This window comes from Leucobacter iarius (assembly GCF_039530105.1).
Lineage (GTDB): Bacteria > Actinomycetota > Actinomycetes > Actinomycetales > Microbacteriaceae > Leucobacter > Leucobacter iarius.
In genome coordinates this window covers 547,696-562,926 of record NZ_BAAAOB010000001.1, presented here as the reverse complement: position 1 = coordinate 562,926, position 15,231 = coordinate 547,696, and the positions used below count along the sequence as shown (strand labels likewise).

Sequence of the window (15,231 nt, the reverse complement as noted above, 5' to 3'; positions counted from 1 at the left end):
CGTGAGCTCCTCCGCCACCGCCGAACCGCGCCTTCCTCTCACCCTCAGGAACGGGAGCGCGACCTTCCTCATCGCGCTCGCGAGCCTGATGATGGCCAACCTCGCCCCCTTCGTCATCTCCGCGCTCCAGGGGCTCGGCTTCGACGTCATCACGAGCGGCAACATCCTGACCTGGGCGCTCTTCGCCTCGGCCGTCGTCGGCCTCGCGACCTCCCGCCTCGCCGCGGGCCCGCACCGCCGCCGGCTGGCCGTCGCGGGGCTCGCCCTCGCCGCCGTCGCGTTCGCCGTCGCGGCCCTGGTGCCCGCGCCCGCCGCCGCGGTCACGAGCCTCATCGTCGGCGGCGCCGGCGTGGGCGCGGCCATCTCGACCTCGGGCGCGGCCATCGCCGCCCTGCGCAACCCCAACCGGGTCTCCGCGGCGAGCGGCCTCGTCAACCGCGTGCTCGTCACCATCATCCTCGCCGTGATCCCCGTCATCGGGATCGCGCAGTCCAGCGTCTTCGGCGCCCTCGCCCTCATCTCCGTCATCGCGCTCGCGCTGACCTCCTGGCTGCCCGACGCCCCCGAGCACGCCGAGCCGGTCGACGTCACCGCCTCGCTCAAGATCGCCGAGCCCCGGCGCATCACCATCGCCGGAATCGCGATCCTCGTGATCTTCGCCGTCTGGGGCACCAGCGAGGACGCGATCTGGACCATGGCCCCCGTGCTCGGCGGCGCCGTCGGCGTCGGCGAGCAGGCCATGGGCTTCACGCTCAGCCTCGCCGCGGCCGGCGGCATCGTCGGCATGCTCATCGTCACGGTCTTCGGGAACCGGATGGGCCGCGCGGTCCCCCTCATGATCGCCCTCGCGATCGGCGGCGCCCTCAAGATCTGGATCGGCTTCGCCGAGGATCCCGCGCTGCTGTCGGGCCTCATCATCGCCATCAACTCGATCTACGCGTTCGCGTTCTCGCTCTTCATCGCCACCGCCGCCGGCCTCGACGCCCGCGGCCGCTGGTCGGGCCCGATCATCGGCGCCTACCTCGTGGGGTCCAGCTTCGCCCCGCTCATCGGCGGCGCGCTGATCGAAACCATCGGCACTCCCGCGTTCGCCCTCATCATGGGAGCGGTGAGCCTCATCGCCATCGTGCCCACCGCGATGGTCGCGCGGGTCTCGGTCGGCGCCGAGCGCGCGCTGGCCCGATCCGGCGCAGCCCGGGTCTCCGAATCCGCGACGGCCTGACCCGCGCGGCCCGCATCCCCTCCCCCGTTCCGACCGCACCAGAAAGCGAGCCAGCAATGACCTCTGCCGCAACGATCTACCGCAACGCATCCGTCTTCACCGGCGACGCCGACCTCGCGCCCCGCGAGTCGGTGGCCGTGCGGGAGGGCCGGGTGATCGCCGTCGGCGATCTCGACGCGGTGCGGCTCGCCGCCGGCGCCGGCGCGGAGGAGGTCGATCTCGGCGGCGCGTTCGTCTCGCCCGGACTGATCGAGGGGCACTCCCACATGCTCATGCTCGGCGAGTCCCTCGACAAGGTGCAGCTGCGCGACGCCGGGAGCATCGAGGAGGTGCAGCGTCGGCTCGCCGCGGCCCGCGCCGCGGCGCCCGACGCGCCGATGGTGCTCGGCACGAGCTGGCTGTTCGACATCTTCCCCGAGGGCGAGCGCCCCACCGCGGCCGCGCTCGACGCCGCCGTCGCCGACGTGCCCGTGCTGCTCGACGCCAACGACCTGCACTCGGTGTGGGCGAACTCGGCGGCGCTCACGGCGATGGGCATCGACCGCGACACCCCGGATCCCGTCGGCGGCGAGATCGTGCGCGACGCGAACGGCGACGCGACCGGCTTCCTGCTCGAGACCGCCGCCATGAAGTACGCGTGGGACTTCCTCGCGGACGCCGCCACCGACGAGGACCGCGACCGGTTCCTCGCGAAGGCGTTCGCCGCCTACCTCGAGACCGGCGTGACCGGGGCGACCGAGATGTCGTTCGGGCCCGCGGACCTCGCGGCCTACCGGCGCATGCTGGATCGCGACGGACGGCTCCCCTTCCCCGTGAACGCGCACTGGCTGCTCACCGCGACGGGCGACCCCGAGGCCGACGTCGCCCAGATCGACGAGATCGTCCGGGCCCGCGACGAGCTCGCCGCCGCGCACGGCGACGCCTGGCTCCGGATCGTCGGCGTGAAGTTCATCATGGACGGCGTGATCGACGCCTGCACGGCGGCCATGCGCGCGCCGTACGCGAACGGCGACCTGCCCGGCCCCATCTGGGATCGCGCCTCGGCGCTGCCCGTCGCCGTCGCGGCGGACGCCGCGGGGCTGCAGCTCGCCCTGCACGCGATCGGCGACGAGGCGAGCGCCATCGCGCTCGACGCCGTCCAGGAGTGCATCCGCGTGAACGGTCCCCGCACCGACCGCCGCCCCCGCGTGGAGCACCTGGAGTCGGTCGCCGACGACACGATCGCCCGCATGGCCGCGCTCGACGTCACGGCGTCCATGCAGCCCGTGCACTGCGACCCCGCGATCCTCGACAACTGGCAGGCGGTGCTCGGCGACGAGCGCGCGCACACCGGGTTCCCGTGGCACAAGTTCCGCGAGGCCGGCGTGCGCCTCGCGCTCGGCACCGACGCTCCCACCGCGCCGCACCACGCGCCGAACAACCTGTTCATCGCGCTCACCGCGAAGTCGGTCCTCGACCGCTCGCGCGAGCCGTACCAGCCGCAGCGCGTCTTCACGCCCGCCGACGCGCTCGAGGCGCTCACCCTCGGCGCAGCGGCCGCGACGCTGCGCGAGGACGAGGTGGGCCGGATCGCGAGCGGCGCCCGCGCCAACCTCGTGGTGTGGGACGCGAACCCGCTGAGCGACGCACCCGAGGCGCTGCTCGACACCGCGGCCGTGCTCACCCTGGTCGACGGGGCGCCCGCGTACGACGCCCGCTCCTAGCACGGCCCGTTCCTGGGCGGCGCACTGGCGCCGCCCAGGAGGGCGCAGCAGAATGGGCGCATGACGAGCGAAGCGTCCGCGCCCACCGAGTTCAGCTACACCGACGCGCACGGGATCGAGATCTTCGCGTACGAGTGGCGGGCCGAGCACCCGCACGCCGTCGTGCAGATCGCCCACGGCGTCGGCGAGTACGCGCTGCGCTACGCGCGCTTCGCCGAAGCGCTGGTCGCCGCGGGCTTCACGGTCGTCGCCGACGACCACCGCGGGCACGGCCGCACCGGCCTCGCCCAGTGGGGCGGCGACCACGCACAGCTCGGCAAACTGGGCCCCGGCGGGCTCCGCGCCGCCGAGGCCGCCGTGCTGCAGCTCACCGGGATCCTGCGCGAGCGCGATTCCGAGCTGCCGGTCATCATGTTCGCGCACTCCTGGGGCTCGCTCATGGCGCAGCGGATCCTGAACCGCGAACCGCACGCCTGGGACGCCCTCGTGCTGAGCGGCAGCGCGTACCGCACCGTCGGCGATATGGAGTCCGGCGACCTCAACCGGGCCTGGCGCGACGACGACCCCACCGACGGTTTCGCCTGGCTGAGCCGCGACCTCGAGGTCGGGCGCGCCTTCGCCGCCGACCCGCTCTGCTTCGCCGCCGACATCATGAAGCTGTGGGGCGTCGCCGATGCGCTCCGGCTCGCCGGAACCCCCGGCAAGGGCCTCGACCCCGCCCTGCCGATCCTCATCGCCTCCGGCGGCGAGGATCCGCTCTCGCGCAAGGACTCGATCCGCAAGCTCGCCGAGGCCTACCGCAAGCGCGGGGTGCGCGACGTCACGCTGCGCATCTACCCCGAAGCACGGCACGAGATCCTCAACGAGACCAACCAGGAGCAGGTCACGGTCGACATCCTGACCTGGCTGCTCGAGCGTTTCCCGCGCGACGAGTAGGAGCTGAGCAACACCCCGATCGATACCCGCCGAGAGGCCGTCGGGCGTATCCTGGCGACATGTCCATGCACGGTGAGTACAAGGTTCCCGGCGGCAAGCTCGTCGTGGTCGACTTCGAGGTGAGCGACGGGAAGATCGCCGACTTCCGGCTGTCCGGCGACTTCTTCCTCGAACCCGACGAAGCGCTCGACTGCATCAACCGCGCGGTCGACGGGTTGAACCCCAACAGCACGATCGACGACTTCGCGAGCACCATCGGCGCCGCGCTGCCGAGCGAGGTGCACCTGCTCGGGTTCACGCCCGAGTCGGTCGGCGTCGCGGTGCGCCGCGCCATGACCGGAGCCGCGCACTGGCGCGACTACGACTGGCAGATCCTGCACGAGCCGCCCGTCTCTCCCGTGATGAACGCGGCGCTCGACGAGGTGCTCACGACCGCCGTCGGCGAGGGCCTGCGCGGGCCCGCGCTGCGCATCTGGGAGTGGGACCGCCCCGCGGTGTTCATCGGCAGCTTCCAGTCGGTGAAGAACGAGGTCGACGAGGAGCAGCTCGCGGCTCGCGACGCTCAGCTGGTGCGCCGCATCTCGGGCGGCGGGGCGATGTACATGGAGCCCGAGGCCTGCATCACCTACGCCCTCTACGTGCCGGGCGAGCTCGTGCGCGGCATGAGCTTCGCCGACTCGTACGCGTTCCTCGACGAGTGGGTGCTCGAGGCGCTCAAGGCGCTCGGCATCGACGCCGTCTACAAGCCGCTCAACGACATCTCGAGCCCGCACGGCAAGATCGGCGGCGCCGCGCAGAAGCGCCTCGGATCGGGCGCGGTGCTGCACCACGTCACCATGGCCTACGACATGGACGCCGAGGCGATGACCCAGGTGCTGCGCATCGGGCGCGAGAAGCTCTCGGACAAGGGCACGGCGAGCGCGCAGAAGCGCGTCGATCCGCTGCGCAGCCAGACCGGTCTCACCCGGACGGAGATCATCGAGAAGATGATCGCGGTGTTCCAGCAGCGCCACGGCGGCACCGTCGGCGAGGTCACCGAGGGCGAGTACGACGCCGCCGAGCGGCTCGTCACCGAGAAGTTCCTCACCGAGGAGTGGATCCGCCGGGTCCCGTAGGCCGGCGACGCGCTACTCCTCGTCGGTGTCGTCCGCGAAGGCCGGCCACAGCGCGGTGTCGCGCGTGATCTCGACGGCTTCGAAGTCGGGGCTCGCGAGCAGCGCATCCGCGCATGCGCGCGAGCACGCGACGAGGGTCGAGTCGAAGTCGATCTCGCTGACGAGCACCCACTCGCGGCCCTCCGGCCACAGCAGGTTCGGCAACCGGGTGCCGAAGCCCTGCTCGGCCTCCATCCACGGCGCCCGCAGCGGCCAGGCCGGATCCGCGAGGTCGTGCGCGCCGGCCTCGAAGCAGACGTAGGCCCGATCGGGCAGCTCGAGCCGCGGGCCGGTCGCCGCCTCGCGGGTGAGGATCCCGGATCCGTCGCGCTGCTGCAGGGCGCCCATGAACGGCGCGAACGTGGTGTCGCCGCGGTCCCAGCGCAGGGTCCCCTGCAGCAGGTTGCGGATCGCGGGGCCGGTGCCGAAGTGCTCGCGGAAGACCGCGAACGAGGCGCGCCGCTGCCGGGAGCGGGCGACGATCGCCCGGAACCAGCGCGGGCCGCGCGCTTCCTCGGCGCCCTGGACCGCCGTGAAGAACCCGACCCCCTGGGCGCTCACGAGCCCGCCGTACCCCTCCCACACGGCGACGACGCCGCGATCCGGCGTCGCGGTGTGCGCCGCGAGGATCGTCGCGATCGCGACGGACTCCTGCTCGTCGGGCGAGCCCTCCATCGGAGTCGAGTACTCCCAGCCGTCGGCCGACTCGCCCTCCGGCTCCTCGCCGAACGGGACCCCGAGCAGTTCGTACGACAGCGAACCGGGCTCGAGCGTCCGTCCGTGCGCCGCCGCGACGTCCCGCCAGCGCACGACGTCCTCCGAAACCGACTCGGGCCACGCCTCGTAATCGGGCGTCTCGAGCGCCTCGCGGTACTCGTCCCAGGTGCCGGTCGCCGGCCGCGAGCGCGCGAACGGGTGCAGGACCCGCACGACGGCGTCGTAGCCCGACGGCACGGTGTGGCTGAGCGCCGGGAGCGGCACTTCCGTCGCGGGATCGACCCGCTCGCCGTGCCCGCCCGCGTGGCGCGCGACGAGCCACTCCCAGCGTGCGGCGTCGCCGGTCCAGGGGAAGTCGTCGGGCTTCGGGGGTCGGGTGCTCATCCGAACAGCCTAGGGCGCGGCGGTGAGCTCCTCGACGAAGCGCTGCACGGCGACCGATCCCGGATCCCGTTGCCCGACCGAGCGCTCGCGCTGCCAGGCGGCGCGACCCCGGCGGGACTGCCAGGCCGCCGACTCCGCGACCGCATCGGCCGCGACGGCCCGGAGGCGATCGGCGTCCGCGCCGGCTTCGAGCGCGACAACGACCGGCAGCAGCACGTCGAGCAGCGTCTTGTCGCCGGGCTCCGCGCCGCCGCGCTCGGCGATCCTCGCGGCGAGCGCGCGCAGCAGCACGGCCGCGTCGCCCGCGGCCAGGTGCTCGCCGGGGCGCAGGGCGTCCGCGGCGCCGATCAGTCCGCCGCCCACGAGGGCGGCGAACGTGGAGGGATTGGCCGAGGAGAAGGCGAGCCCCGCCGCGCGCAGCACTCCGCGGGCGTCCGCGTCCTCGGGCAGCTCGGCGAGCGCGGCGGCCGCCGCGGCGCTGCCCTCCGACACCGTGATCCCGAGGTCGCCGTCGCCGAGCACGGCGTCGAGCTCCCGCAGCTCCTCCGCGTGGACGGACATGCGCGGCAGCGCGGCGAGCAGCAGCGCGCGCAGCGGGCTCGGGCTGCCGACGGGAACCGCTCCCGCGGCGGTCGCGGTGCCCGCGAGCGGCGGGACCGCCGCCGCGGCGGCGAGCGGGGGCGCGGGGGCGTCGCCCTGCTGGAAGAACGGGGATCCCGCGGGGTCGTGGAGCAGGCTCTCGAGCTCGTCGTCGAGGCGCATGATCGAGAGCGAGGCCCCCGCCATCTCGAGACTCGTCACGTACTCGCCCACGAGCCGGTAGGAGATCGTCGCACCGCGCGCCTCGATCTCGCGGTGCACCCGGCGGTACATCACGTAGAGCTCCTCCAGCGGAGTGGCGCCGAGGCCGTTGACCAGCACGGCGAGGCGCACGCCCGGTGCGAGGTCGATCTCGGCCTCGAGCTCGGCGATGAAGCGGTCGGTGATCGCGTCCGCCGACTCGAGCGGGCCGCGGTGGCTGCCGCGCTCGCCGTGGATCCCGACGCCGATCTCCATCTCGCCCGGGTCGAGGGCGAAGGTCGCCTCCCCCGCGGCGGGCAGGATCGTCGGCGAGAGCCCGACTCCCATGGTGCGGGTCGCGTCCGCTGCCCGCTGCGCGACGCGCGCGACCTCGTCGAGCGGGGCGCCGCGGTCGGCCATGGCTCCCGCGACCTTGTAGACGAGCACCAGTCCGGCGACGCCCCGCCGCGTGCCCGCCGCATCCGCCGGCGCCGACTGGACGTCGTCGGCGCCGAGCACCGTGCGCACCTCGATCCCCTGACCGCGGCACAGATCGGCCGCGATGTCGAAGTTGTAGACGTCACCGCCGTAGTTGCCGTAGAGGTAGAGCAGTCCGGCCCCGCCGTCGACCGCGAGCGAGGCCGCGTGGATCTGGGCCGAGCTCGGCGACGAGAACACGTTGCCGACGGCGACCGCCGAGCAGAGCCCGCGGCCGACGTAGCCGAGGAAGAACGGTAGGTGCCCCGAACCGCCGCCGGTGACGATCCCCACCCGGCCTGCCTTCGGCGCGTCCGTGCGGACGAGCGCGCGCCGGTCCTCCGTGGCGGCGCGCAGCTGCTCGGGGTGCGCCAGCAGGATCCCGTCGAGCACTTCGTCGACGAAGTCCGCGGGGTCGTTGATGATCTTCCGCATGAGTCCTCCCTCAGCTCCGGCCGTCGGCCGGGGACGCGCTCGCGGCGCCCTCCTCGGCGAGCAGCGGATCGTACGTCTCGCCGTCGATGAGCGCGACCCCGTCGACCTCCAGCCGACCGGACGCGCGGAGATCCTTCACGATGTCCCAGTGGATCGCCGACTCGTTGCGGCCTCCGCACTGGGGGTACGACCGGCCGAGCGCGATGTGCACGGTGCCGAGGATCTTCTCGTCGAGCAGCAGGTCGCCCGTCATCGTCCGCATGTTCGGGTTCGTGCCGATCCCGAGCTCGCCCACCCGCCTGGCTCCGGGCGCGGTGAGCACCCGCTCGACGAAGTCGGCGCCCTCCGCCGCGGTCGCCGCGACGACCGCGCCGCCCGCGAACTCGAGCCGGAGGTCGGTGATCCGGGCCCCGCCGAACCAGAAGCTGCCGGGGAACGCGATGTGCCCCTCGACCCCGTCCTCGCGGGGCGCGGTCGCGACCTCGCCGTCGGGCAGGTTCGCCTCCCCCGCGAACGGCACCCAGGTGCGCCCGCGGCAGTCGAGGCGCAGATCGGTGTCGGTGTCGACGATCCGCACCGTGCTCGCGCCGTCCAGGTGCGCGCACAGGCGCTCGAGCCGGGCGCGGTGCGCGTCCCAGTCGGCGAGGGTGCCCGCGAAGAACTCCGCTTCGAGCCGTTCGGCGGTGGTGCCGATCAGCTCGGCCCACTCGGCGCTGGGGATCCGCACGAGGGTCCATCGCGTGCCCTGCCAGCGCGCCGTCGAGACGAGCCCCTTGCCCTCGCGCTGCATGCTGAGCCGTGCGCCGTCGATCTCGTCGGCCGGCGGCTCCATGCCTCGGAACGAGACGTGCACGTCGGCCCACTCCATCGAGGCCAGCTCGAGCGGCGCGGGTGCGCGCAGCACCTCGGCGTCGGCGTGCGCGAGCGCGGACTGGTCGTACCGCTCCTCGCTCATGATCACCTGGGGCACTCCGCCCAGGCGGTAGACCTCGTCGACGAACGCCGCGACGGCGTCGAGCACCGACGGGGTCGTCGCGAAGATCCCGACCTTCGTCCCGGCGCCCACCCGGTTCACCCGGGCGAGGTGCGCGGCCAGTTCGGTCCAGCGGCTCATGGCCGTCCTCCCTCTCGAACGGCGCGGAGCGCCTCGGCCGTGCGCACGTACTCGGCGTGCGCACGGGTGATCGTGCGGGCGTCGGCGTCGTCCCGATGGACGACGGGCTCGGCGAATCCCGGCCACGCGGCGGCCTCGGCCTCGGTGATCGCCCCGACGCCGATGCCGGCGAGGATCGCGTCCCCGTAGGAGGCGCCGAGCGTCTCGGCCCGTGCCAGGTCGAGGCCGCTCGCATCGACGACGGTGCGGGTGATGATCTCGTTCCGCACCCCGCCGCCGACGGCGACGATCCGCGGACGGCCGCCGCTCTCCGCGACCAGCGCGGCGAGCGCGAGCGCGACGGAGTGCCCCACGCCCTCGGCGACCGCGCGCGCGAGCTCGGCCCGGCCGGTCGCGAGCGAGATCCCGGTGAAGGCGGCTCGCGCGTCGGGGTCGTGGAACGGGGTCCGCTCGCCGCTGAAGTGCGGCAGGTGCAGCACCCCGCCGGCCCCCGCGGGCGCCGACCGGGCCAGGTCCATGAGGCGACCGAACAGCGCGGCGTCGCCGTCGCCCCGGTCGAGGCCCAGCTGGTCGGCGATCCACCGGGTCGCCGTTCCGGCGGTCGAGGTGCCCGCGGCCGACACGAAGCGGCCGGGCAGCACCCAGGGCGCGGACCAGAGCACCTCGCTCACGATCGGACGGTCGACGACCTGGATCAGGTATCCGGTGGAGCCGAGCTGCACCATGAGGTCGCCGGGAGCCAGCACCGAGGAGCCGACGGCCTCGGCCGGCGAATCGGTGGTGCCGAGCACGACCGGGAGCCCCTCGGGCAGGCCGGTCTCGGCGGCGGCGCGCGCCGTCACCGCGCCCGCGATCTCCGACGACCAGGCGGTCTCGGGCAGCTTCCGGCCCGGCACGAGGTGCTCGAGCCCGTCGCCGTTCCACCGCAGCTCGACGAGCTCGTAGAAGGGGTGGAAGTAGCCCGCGGTCGCGTGGTCGATGGCGACGCGGCCGGTCAGCCGTGCCACGAGGTAGCTCTGGCTCGTGAGGTACCAGCGGGTGCGTGCCGCGATCTCGGGCTCGTTCCGCTCGATCCAGAGCATCTTCGGTCCGGCCGACTGGCTCGTGAGCGCGTTGCCCGAGCGCCGGAAGATCTCCTCCCGGCCCAGGGTCGCCTCGAGCTCGGCGATCTCGGCGGTCGCGCGCGTATCGACCCCGTAGAGGATCGCGGGCCGCAGCGGCCGCAGCTCCTCGTCGACGGGCAGCACGCAGGGCCCGATCGCGCTGCAACCCAGCCCGATCAGCTCGTCCTCGGCGCCGATGCGCGGCAGCAGCTCGCGGACGACGCCGACGAGGTCCGCCCACCACACCTCGTCGGCGTCGTGCTCGACCCATCCGGGCCGCGGCGTGCTGATCCCGTGCCGCACCCGCGCCTCGGCGCGCACCGCGCCGTCGAGGTCGACGAGCACGCCCTTGGTCTCGTACGTGCCGACGTCGATCCCCATCAGCAACCGCGTCATGCGTGCCTCCCGTGCTGGTCGTGGTTCACTTCGCCGCGGCCGATTCGTCGGCGGCGACCGTCGCGACGATGCGCGTCTGCGTGTCCGGCGCGGTTCTGCGCCGGCGCCGGATCCGCAGCTGGTCGAGCACCATCACCACGATCAGGATCGCACCCTGCGCGATCGCGTACTCGTAGGCCGAGAGGCGCAGAGCGGTGAAGCCCGACTGCACCACCTGGAGCACGAGGGTGGCGAGCACCACGCCCGTCACCGTCGCGTAGCCGCCCATCGGGTTGGTCCCGCCGAGCACGGCGATGACGATCACGAGCAGCACGTAGGAGCTGCCGTAGTCCGCGCTGGCCGTCGGGTTGCGGGCGAGGAAGAGGAGGCCGGCGAGGCCGCCGAGCGCCCCCGTGAGCAGGTAGGTGCCGTACAGCACGCTCGACGCTCGGATCCCCGAGTACCGCGCGGCGACGCCGTTCGCGCCCTGGAGCATGGTGCGGCGGCCGAACGGGGTCCGCGCCAGCACGACGCCGACCGCGAGGGCGACGAGCAGGAACACGACGAAGAGCAGCGGCACGCCGCCGACCGTGGACTGACCGATCGCAGTGAGCGCCTCGGGCGCCCCGTAGAGGGTCTTGCCGCCGGTCCAGACGATCGCGATCCCGTTGTAGATCTGCATGGTCGCGAGCGTCGCGAGGATCGGCGCGATCCCGACGGTCGAGATCAGGAAGCCGTTGACGAGGCCGCCGAGCAGGCCGACGGCGAGGCCGAGCAGCAGGATCAGGGGTGCCAGGGACTCGGCGCGCGCCGGGTCCTCGGCCGCGACGGCCGCCGTGACGGTGCTCACCGTGATCGCGGTGAGGTTCGCGATCGAGACGAGCGAGAGGTCGATCCCGCCCGTCATCATGGCGAACGCCATCGCCACCGCGAGGATCCCGATCTCGGGCGAGGCCACCATGAGGTTCTGCAGGTTGAGCGGGTTCAGGAAGATGCCCGGCTTCAGCGCCGCGAAGCAGGCGAAGGCGATGAGCAGCAGCACGACCATGCGGCCGATGCCGCGCTCGACGCGCACGCGCCCGAGCAGGGAGCGGAAGGATCGGTCGACGTCGGCGTTCAGCTTCGCGACGCCCTGGGGTTCAGCCGGCATGGGTCAGCTCCTTCTCGGGTTCGAGCACGAACGTGCGCTTCGCCGCGCGGCGCGCCATGAGCGCCTGCGCTCCGACGCCCAGTGCGAGCAGGATCCCGACCGCGGCGCGCTGCCACGCGGTCGGCACGCCGATGAGGATCAGGCTGTTGTTGATGATCTGGACGAGCAGCACGCCGAGCACGGTGCCGATCACGCTGCCGCGCCCGCCGAAGATGGAAGCGCCGCCGAGCACGACGGCCGCGATCACGTCGAGCTCCGTGCCGACGAGGTCCTGCGGGTTGGCGTTCTGCCCGAGCACGACGTGGACCAGGCCGCCGACCGCCGCGATGGCGCCGGCGAGCACGTAGAGCAGCACCTGGAGCCGCACGACCGGGAACCCGGCCCGCCGGGCCCCCTCGATGTCGCCGCCGATGGCGTAGAGGCCGCGACCGAACATGGTCTTCCGCAGCAGCAGGGAGACCGCGATCACGAGTACGATCACCGGGACCGTCATCAGCGGCAGGTAGGAGCGGGAGCTCTCGACCGCGATGAGGTGCGAGGTGGACAGCTGGGACATGCCCGCGGGCAGATCCGCGATGTAGCGCGAACCGATGTAGGCGAGCAGCACGCCCTTGAAGATGCTCTGGGTCGCGAGCGTGACGATCAGGGTCGGCAAGCGGAACCGCGCGATCACGGCGCCGTTCACGAGGCCGAGCAGCGCGCCGATCGCCACCGCGATGACGAGCACCCCGACGACCCCGGGATCGAACCGGCCCTGCTGGGCCAGGTGGACCGTGGTGTACGCCGAGAAGATCGCGATCGCCGGGAACGACACGTCGATGCCGCCCGAGATGATCACCAGCAGGACCCCGAGCGCGAGCACCATGGGCACGAGCGCCGAGCGGAGGATCGAGAACAGGGTGTGCACCGTGAAGAACGCCGGGTTCGCGAGGCTCATCACGACGACGAGCAGCACGATGATGCCGACGAGCACGAGCTCGCTGGTGTAGCGGGATGCGCGGCGCCCGGTGAGCCGGGTGCGGAGCGAGGCGCTCATGCGGCCATCACCTCCTGGATCCGGTCGGTCTCGATCTCGTCCGCCTCGAAGGCGGCGACGATCTCGCCGCGGCGGACGATGAGCACCCGGTGGCAGATCGAGACGAGCTCGGGCACGTCGTCGGAGATCATGATCACGCCCATTCCGGCCTGCGCGGCCTCTCTGAGGATCTGCAGGATCTCCTCCTTCGAACCGACGTCGACGCCGACCGTCGGGCCGTTGAGGATCAGGATCCTGGGGTTCGTGGCGAGCCACTTGGCGAGCACGACGCGCTGCGCGTTGCCGCCCGACAGGGATCGGACCGGCGCCGCAACGCTCGGCGCCTTGATGCGGAGCCTGCGGAACAGCCGCGAGATGGTCTCCGAGGTGCGCGCGGCGCTCAGGAAGATGCGCCCGCGGGTGTGGGCCTCGAGCGAGCTCGCGATGATGTTGTCCGAGATCGCCTTGTCGAGGAACAGGCCCTGCGTGAGGCGGTCCTCGGGGACGTAGCCGATGCCCGCGGAGATCGCTGCGCCGATGCGCCCGGGCGCGACCTGGGAGCCCGCGACGGTCACCCGGCCGGTCTCGGCCTTCAGCACACCGAACAGCGCCTCGGCGATCTCGCCGCGGCCCGAGCCGAGCAGGCCCGTGAGCCCGAGCACCTCGCCCGGGCGCAGATCGAAGCTGACGTCGGCGAACGCGCCCCGCAGGCCGAGCGATTCGACGCGGAGCAGGGGCTCCGCGTCCGGATCGACCTCGACCACCACGCGGGAGTCGTCGACCTCGCGACCCGTCATGGCCTCGGTGAGCGAGCGCACACCGAAGTCCTCGACCGGGCCGTGCGCGACGAGACGGCCGCTGCGGAGCACGGTCACCTCCTGCGAGACCGACAGCACCTCCTCCAGCTTGTGGCTCACGAACACGAGCGCGACGCCGCGCTCCTGCAGGCGGCGTACGAGCGCGAAGAGGCGCGACACCTCCGAGTGGGTGAGCGCCGTGGTCGGCTCGTCCATGAAGATCACCCGGGCGTCCTGCACCAGCGCGCGGCAGATCGCCGTCAGCTGCCGGTCGGCGACCGACAGCTCGCCGACCTCGGCGTCGAGGTCGAGCGCGAGCCCCAGCTCCTGCACGATGCGCTCCGCCGAGGGGCGGAGCCGCTTCGCGCGGAAGATCCGGGTCCGCGCCGCGATGGCCGCGGGCAGCACGATGTTCTCGGCGACCGTAAGGTTCGGGAAGAGGGAGAAGTCCTGGTAGATCACCTGGATCCCGGCGCGGAGCGCCAGCGTCGGGGTCATCTTCGCGATGGGTTCCCCGTCGATGAGGATCTCACCCGAGTCCGGGCTCTCGACCCCGCTGATGATCTTGATGAGCGTCGACTTGCCGCAGCCGTTCTCGCCCGCGAGGCAGCGCACCCGACCGGGCGCGAGCTCGAGCGCCACGCCGTCGAGGGCGACGACCCCGCCGAAGGTCTTGCGGATTCCACGGACCTGGAGCACGGGCGGGCGCCCGTGCGGTTCATGCTCGGTTGGCATCGGATCTCCTCGTCGGGATCGGTGGCGGGTCCCCGACCGCGCATCCGCGGTCGGGGACCCCTCCGGGAGTGGACTCAGAAGTCGTACTCGTCGACGTTCTTGCGATCGACGATGACCGCGGCGTCGCCGACGAAGACGTTGTCGAAGCCGTCGAGCTTCTTCAGCGACTTGTAGCCCTCGATGCCGAGGTCGGTGCCGTTGTCGACCTTCTCGCCCTTGACCAGCAGCTCGGCGATCTTCAGCTGCGCCTCGCCCGCCTTGGCGGGGTCCCAGAAGAAGATCTTGTCGATCGAGCCGTCGGCCAGGTACTTCTTCGCGACCGAGGGGATGCTCGTCCCCATCACGCAGACCTTGTCGGCGAGGCCCGCCTCCTGCACTGCGCGCGCCGCGCCCGCGACGTCGGTGCCGGCCGAGCCCTGGATCCCCGTGAGGTTCGGGTACTTGGCGAGGAGCTCCTTGGTGCGCTGGTAGGCGACGTTCTCGTCCTCCTTGCTCTCCACCGGATCCTCGACCCGCTTGAGCTTCGAGAACTTCGCCTGTTGCTCGTCGTAGGCGCCGCCCACCCAGTCCATGTGGGTCTTCGCCGTCAGGCCGCCGACGAACTGCACGTACTCGCCGGTCCCGCCCATGCACTCGGCGAGGTTGTCCATGATCTTCGCGCCGTAGGCGCGGTTGTCGAAGGCCTCGATGTCGGCGTCGGCGTTCGTGATGCCCGCGGCCTCGTGGGTGACCACGACGATGCCCTGGTCCCGGGCCTGCTTGAGCACCGTCTCGAGCGCCTCGGGCGAGTTCGGCACCACCGTGATGGCGTCCGGCTTCTGCGGGATCAGATCCTGGATGATCTGGATCTGCTTCTCGGGGCTCGCGTCGTCGGCGCCCTCCTGCCGCGCGTCGTTGCCGCTCTGCTTCGCGTAGTCCTTGACGCCGACCTCCATGCGGTCGAACCAGCCGACGCCCGAGATCTTGACGACCGTGACCATGGTCAGCGGGCCGTCCTTCGAGCCGCTCTTCGTGCCGCCCCCGGCGGACCCGCCGCCGACCTGGCCGCAGCCGGTCAGTGCGAGCGCCGCGATCGCAGCGATGCCGATTCCCGTTGCCACTGTGCGTCGCATCGAACACTCCTTCGTGTTACTT

The 15,231-nt window shown here is 72.5% G+C and carries 12 protein-coding genes; 4 read left to right on the top strand and 8 right to left on the bottom strand.

All coding sequences use genetic code 11. From position 1 onward, the window contains the following. Position 1: 1 nt before the first annotated feature. The 4 genes from ABD169_RS02465 to lplAB all read left to right on the top strand — a co-directional run bounded on the left by ABD169_RS02465 (position 2) and on the right by lplAB (position 4,976). Complete coding sequence (locus tag ABD169_RS02465) at positions 2 to 1,222, top strand: MFS transporter (RefSeq protein WP_344028853.1); 1,221 nt, start codon at positions 2 to 4, stop codon at positions 1,220 to 1,222. A gap of 56 nt (positions 1,223 to 1,278) precedes the next feature. Next, entirely contained in the window at positions 1,279 to 2,925 is a 1,647-nt protein-coding gene (locus tag ABD169_RS02460) for an amidohydrolase (protein WP_344028850.1), read from the top strand. 60 nt (positions 2,926 to 2,985) lie between these two features. Beyond that, positions 2,986 to 3,861, top strand: coding sequence for an alpha/beta fold hydrolase (locus ABD169_RS02455; protein ID WP_344028848.1), 876 nt, complete (start codon positions 2,986 to 2,988; stop codon positions 3,859 to 3,861). 65 nt (positions 3,862 to 3,926) lie between these two features. Continuing rightward, on the top strand, positions 3,927 to 4,976 hold the full coding sequence (gene lplAB / locus ABD169_RS02450; protein ID WP_344031612.1) for a lipoate-protein ligase LplAB: 1,050 nt from the start codon (positions 3,927 to 3,929) through the stop codon (positions 4,974 to 4,976). 12 nt (positions 4,977 to 4,988) lie between these two features. On the opposite strand, the gene ABD169_RS02445 is transcribed toward lplAB, so the two are convergent. The 8 genes from ABD169_RS02445 to ABD169_RS02410 all read right to left on the bottom strand — a co-directional run bounded on the left by ABD169_RS02445 (position 4,989) and on the right by ABD169_RS02410 (position 15,209). After that, complete coding sequence (locus ABD169_RS02445; RefSeq protein ID WP_344028845.1) at positions 4,989 to 6,116, bottom strand: hypothetical protein; 1,128 nt, start codon at positions 6,114 to 6,116, stop codon at positions 4,989 to 4,991. A gap of 9 nt (positions 6,117 to 6,125) precedes the next feature. Beyond that, positions 6,126 to 7,808, bottom strand: a complete 1,683-nt coding sequence (locus ABD169_RS02440) for a dihydroxyacetone kinase family protein (protein WP_344028842.1) — start codon at positions 7,806 to 7,808, stop codon at positions 6,126 to 6,128. 10 nt (positions 7,809 to 7,818) lie between these two features. Beyond that, entirely contained in the window at positions 7,819 to 8,922 is a 1,104-nt protein-coding gene (locus ABD169_RS02435) for an aminopeptidase (RefSeq protein WP_344028839.1), read from the bottom strand. Continuing rightward, a complete protein-coding gene (locus ABD169_RS02430; protein ID WP_344028835.1) occupies positions 8,919 to 10,421 on the bottom strand; it encodes an FGGY-family carbohydrate kinase in 1,503 nt (500 codons plus the stop codon). The genes ABD169_RS02435 and ABD169_RS02430 overlap by 4 nt, the downstream gene beginning before the upstream one ends. 25 nt (positions 10,422 to 10,446) lie before the next feature. Beyond that, positions 10,447 to 11,550 carry an ABC transporter permease gene (locus tag ABD169_RS02425; RefSeq protein WP_344028832.1) on the bottom strand — a complete coding sequence of 368 codons (1,104 nt, stop codon included), beginning with the start codon at positions 11,548 to 11,550 and terminating at the stop codon, positions 10,447 to 10,449. Continuing rightward, positions 11,540 to 12,586, bottom strand: coding sequence for an ABC transporter permease (locus tag ABD169_RS02420; protein WP_344028830.1), 1,047 nt, complete (start codon positions 12,584 to 12,586; stop codon positions 11,540 to 11,542). Before ABD169_RS02420 ends, ABD169_RS02425 begins: the two co-directional genes overlap by 11 nt. Next, entirely contained in the window at positions 12,583 to 14,097 is a 1,515-nt protein-coding gene (locus ABD169_RS02415) for a sugar ABC transporter ATP-binding protein (protein ID WP_344028827.1), read from the bottom strand. The genes ABD169_RS02420 and ABD169_RS02415 overlap by 4 nt, the downstream gene beginning before the upstream one ends. 74 nt (positions 14,098 to 14,171) lie before the next feature. Next, positions 14,172 to 15,209 carry an autoinducer 2 ABC transporter substrate-binding protein gene (locus ABD169_RS02410; RefSeq protein WP_344028824.1) on the bottom strand — a complete coding sequence of 346 codons (1,038 nt, stop codon included), beginning with the start codon at positions 15,207 to 15,209 and terminating at the stop codon, positions 14,172 to 14,174. Positions 15,210 to 15,231: the final 22 nt, after the last annotated feature.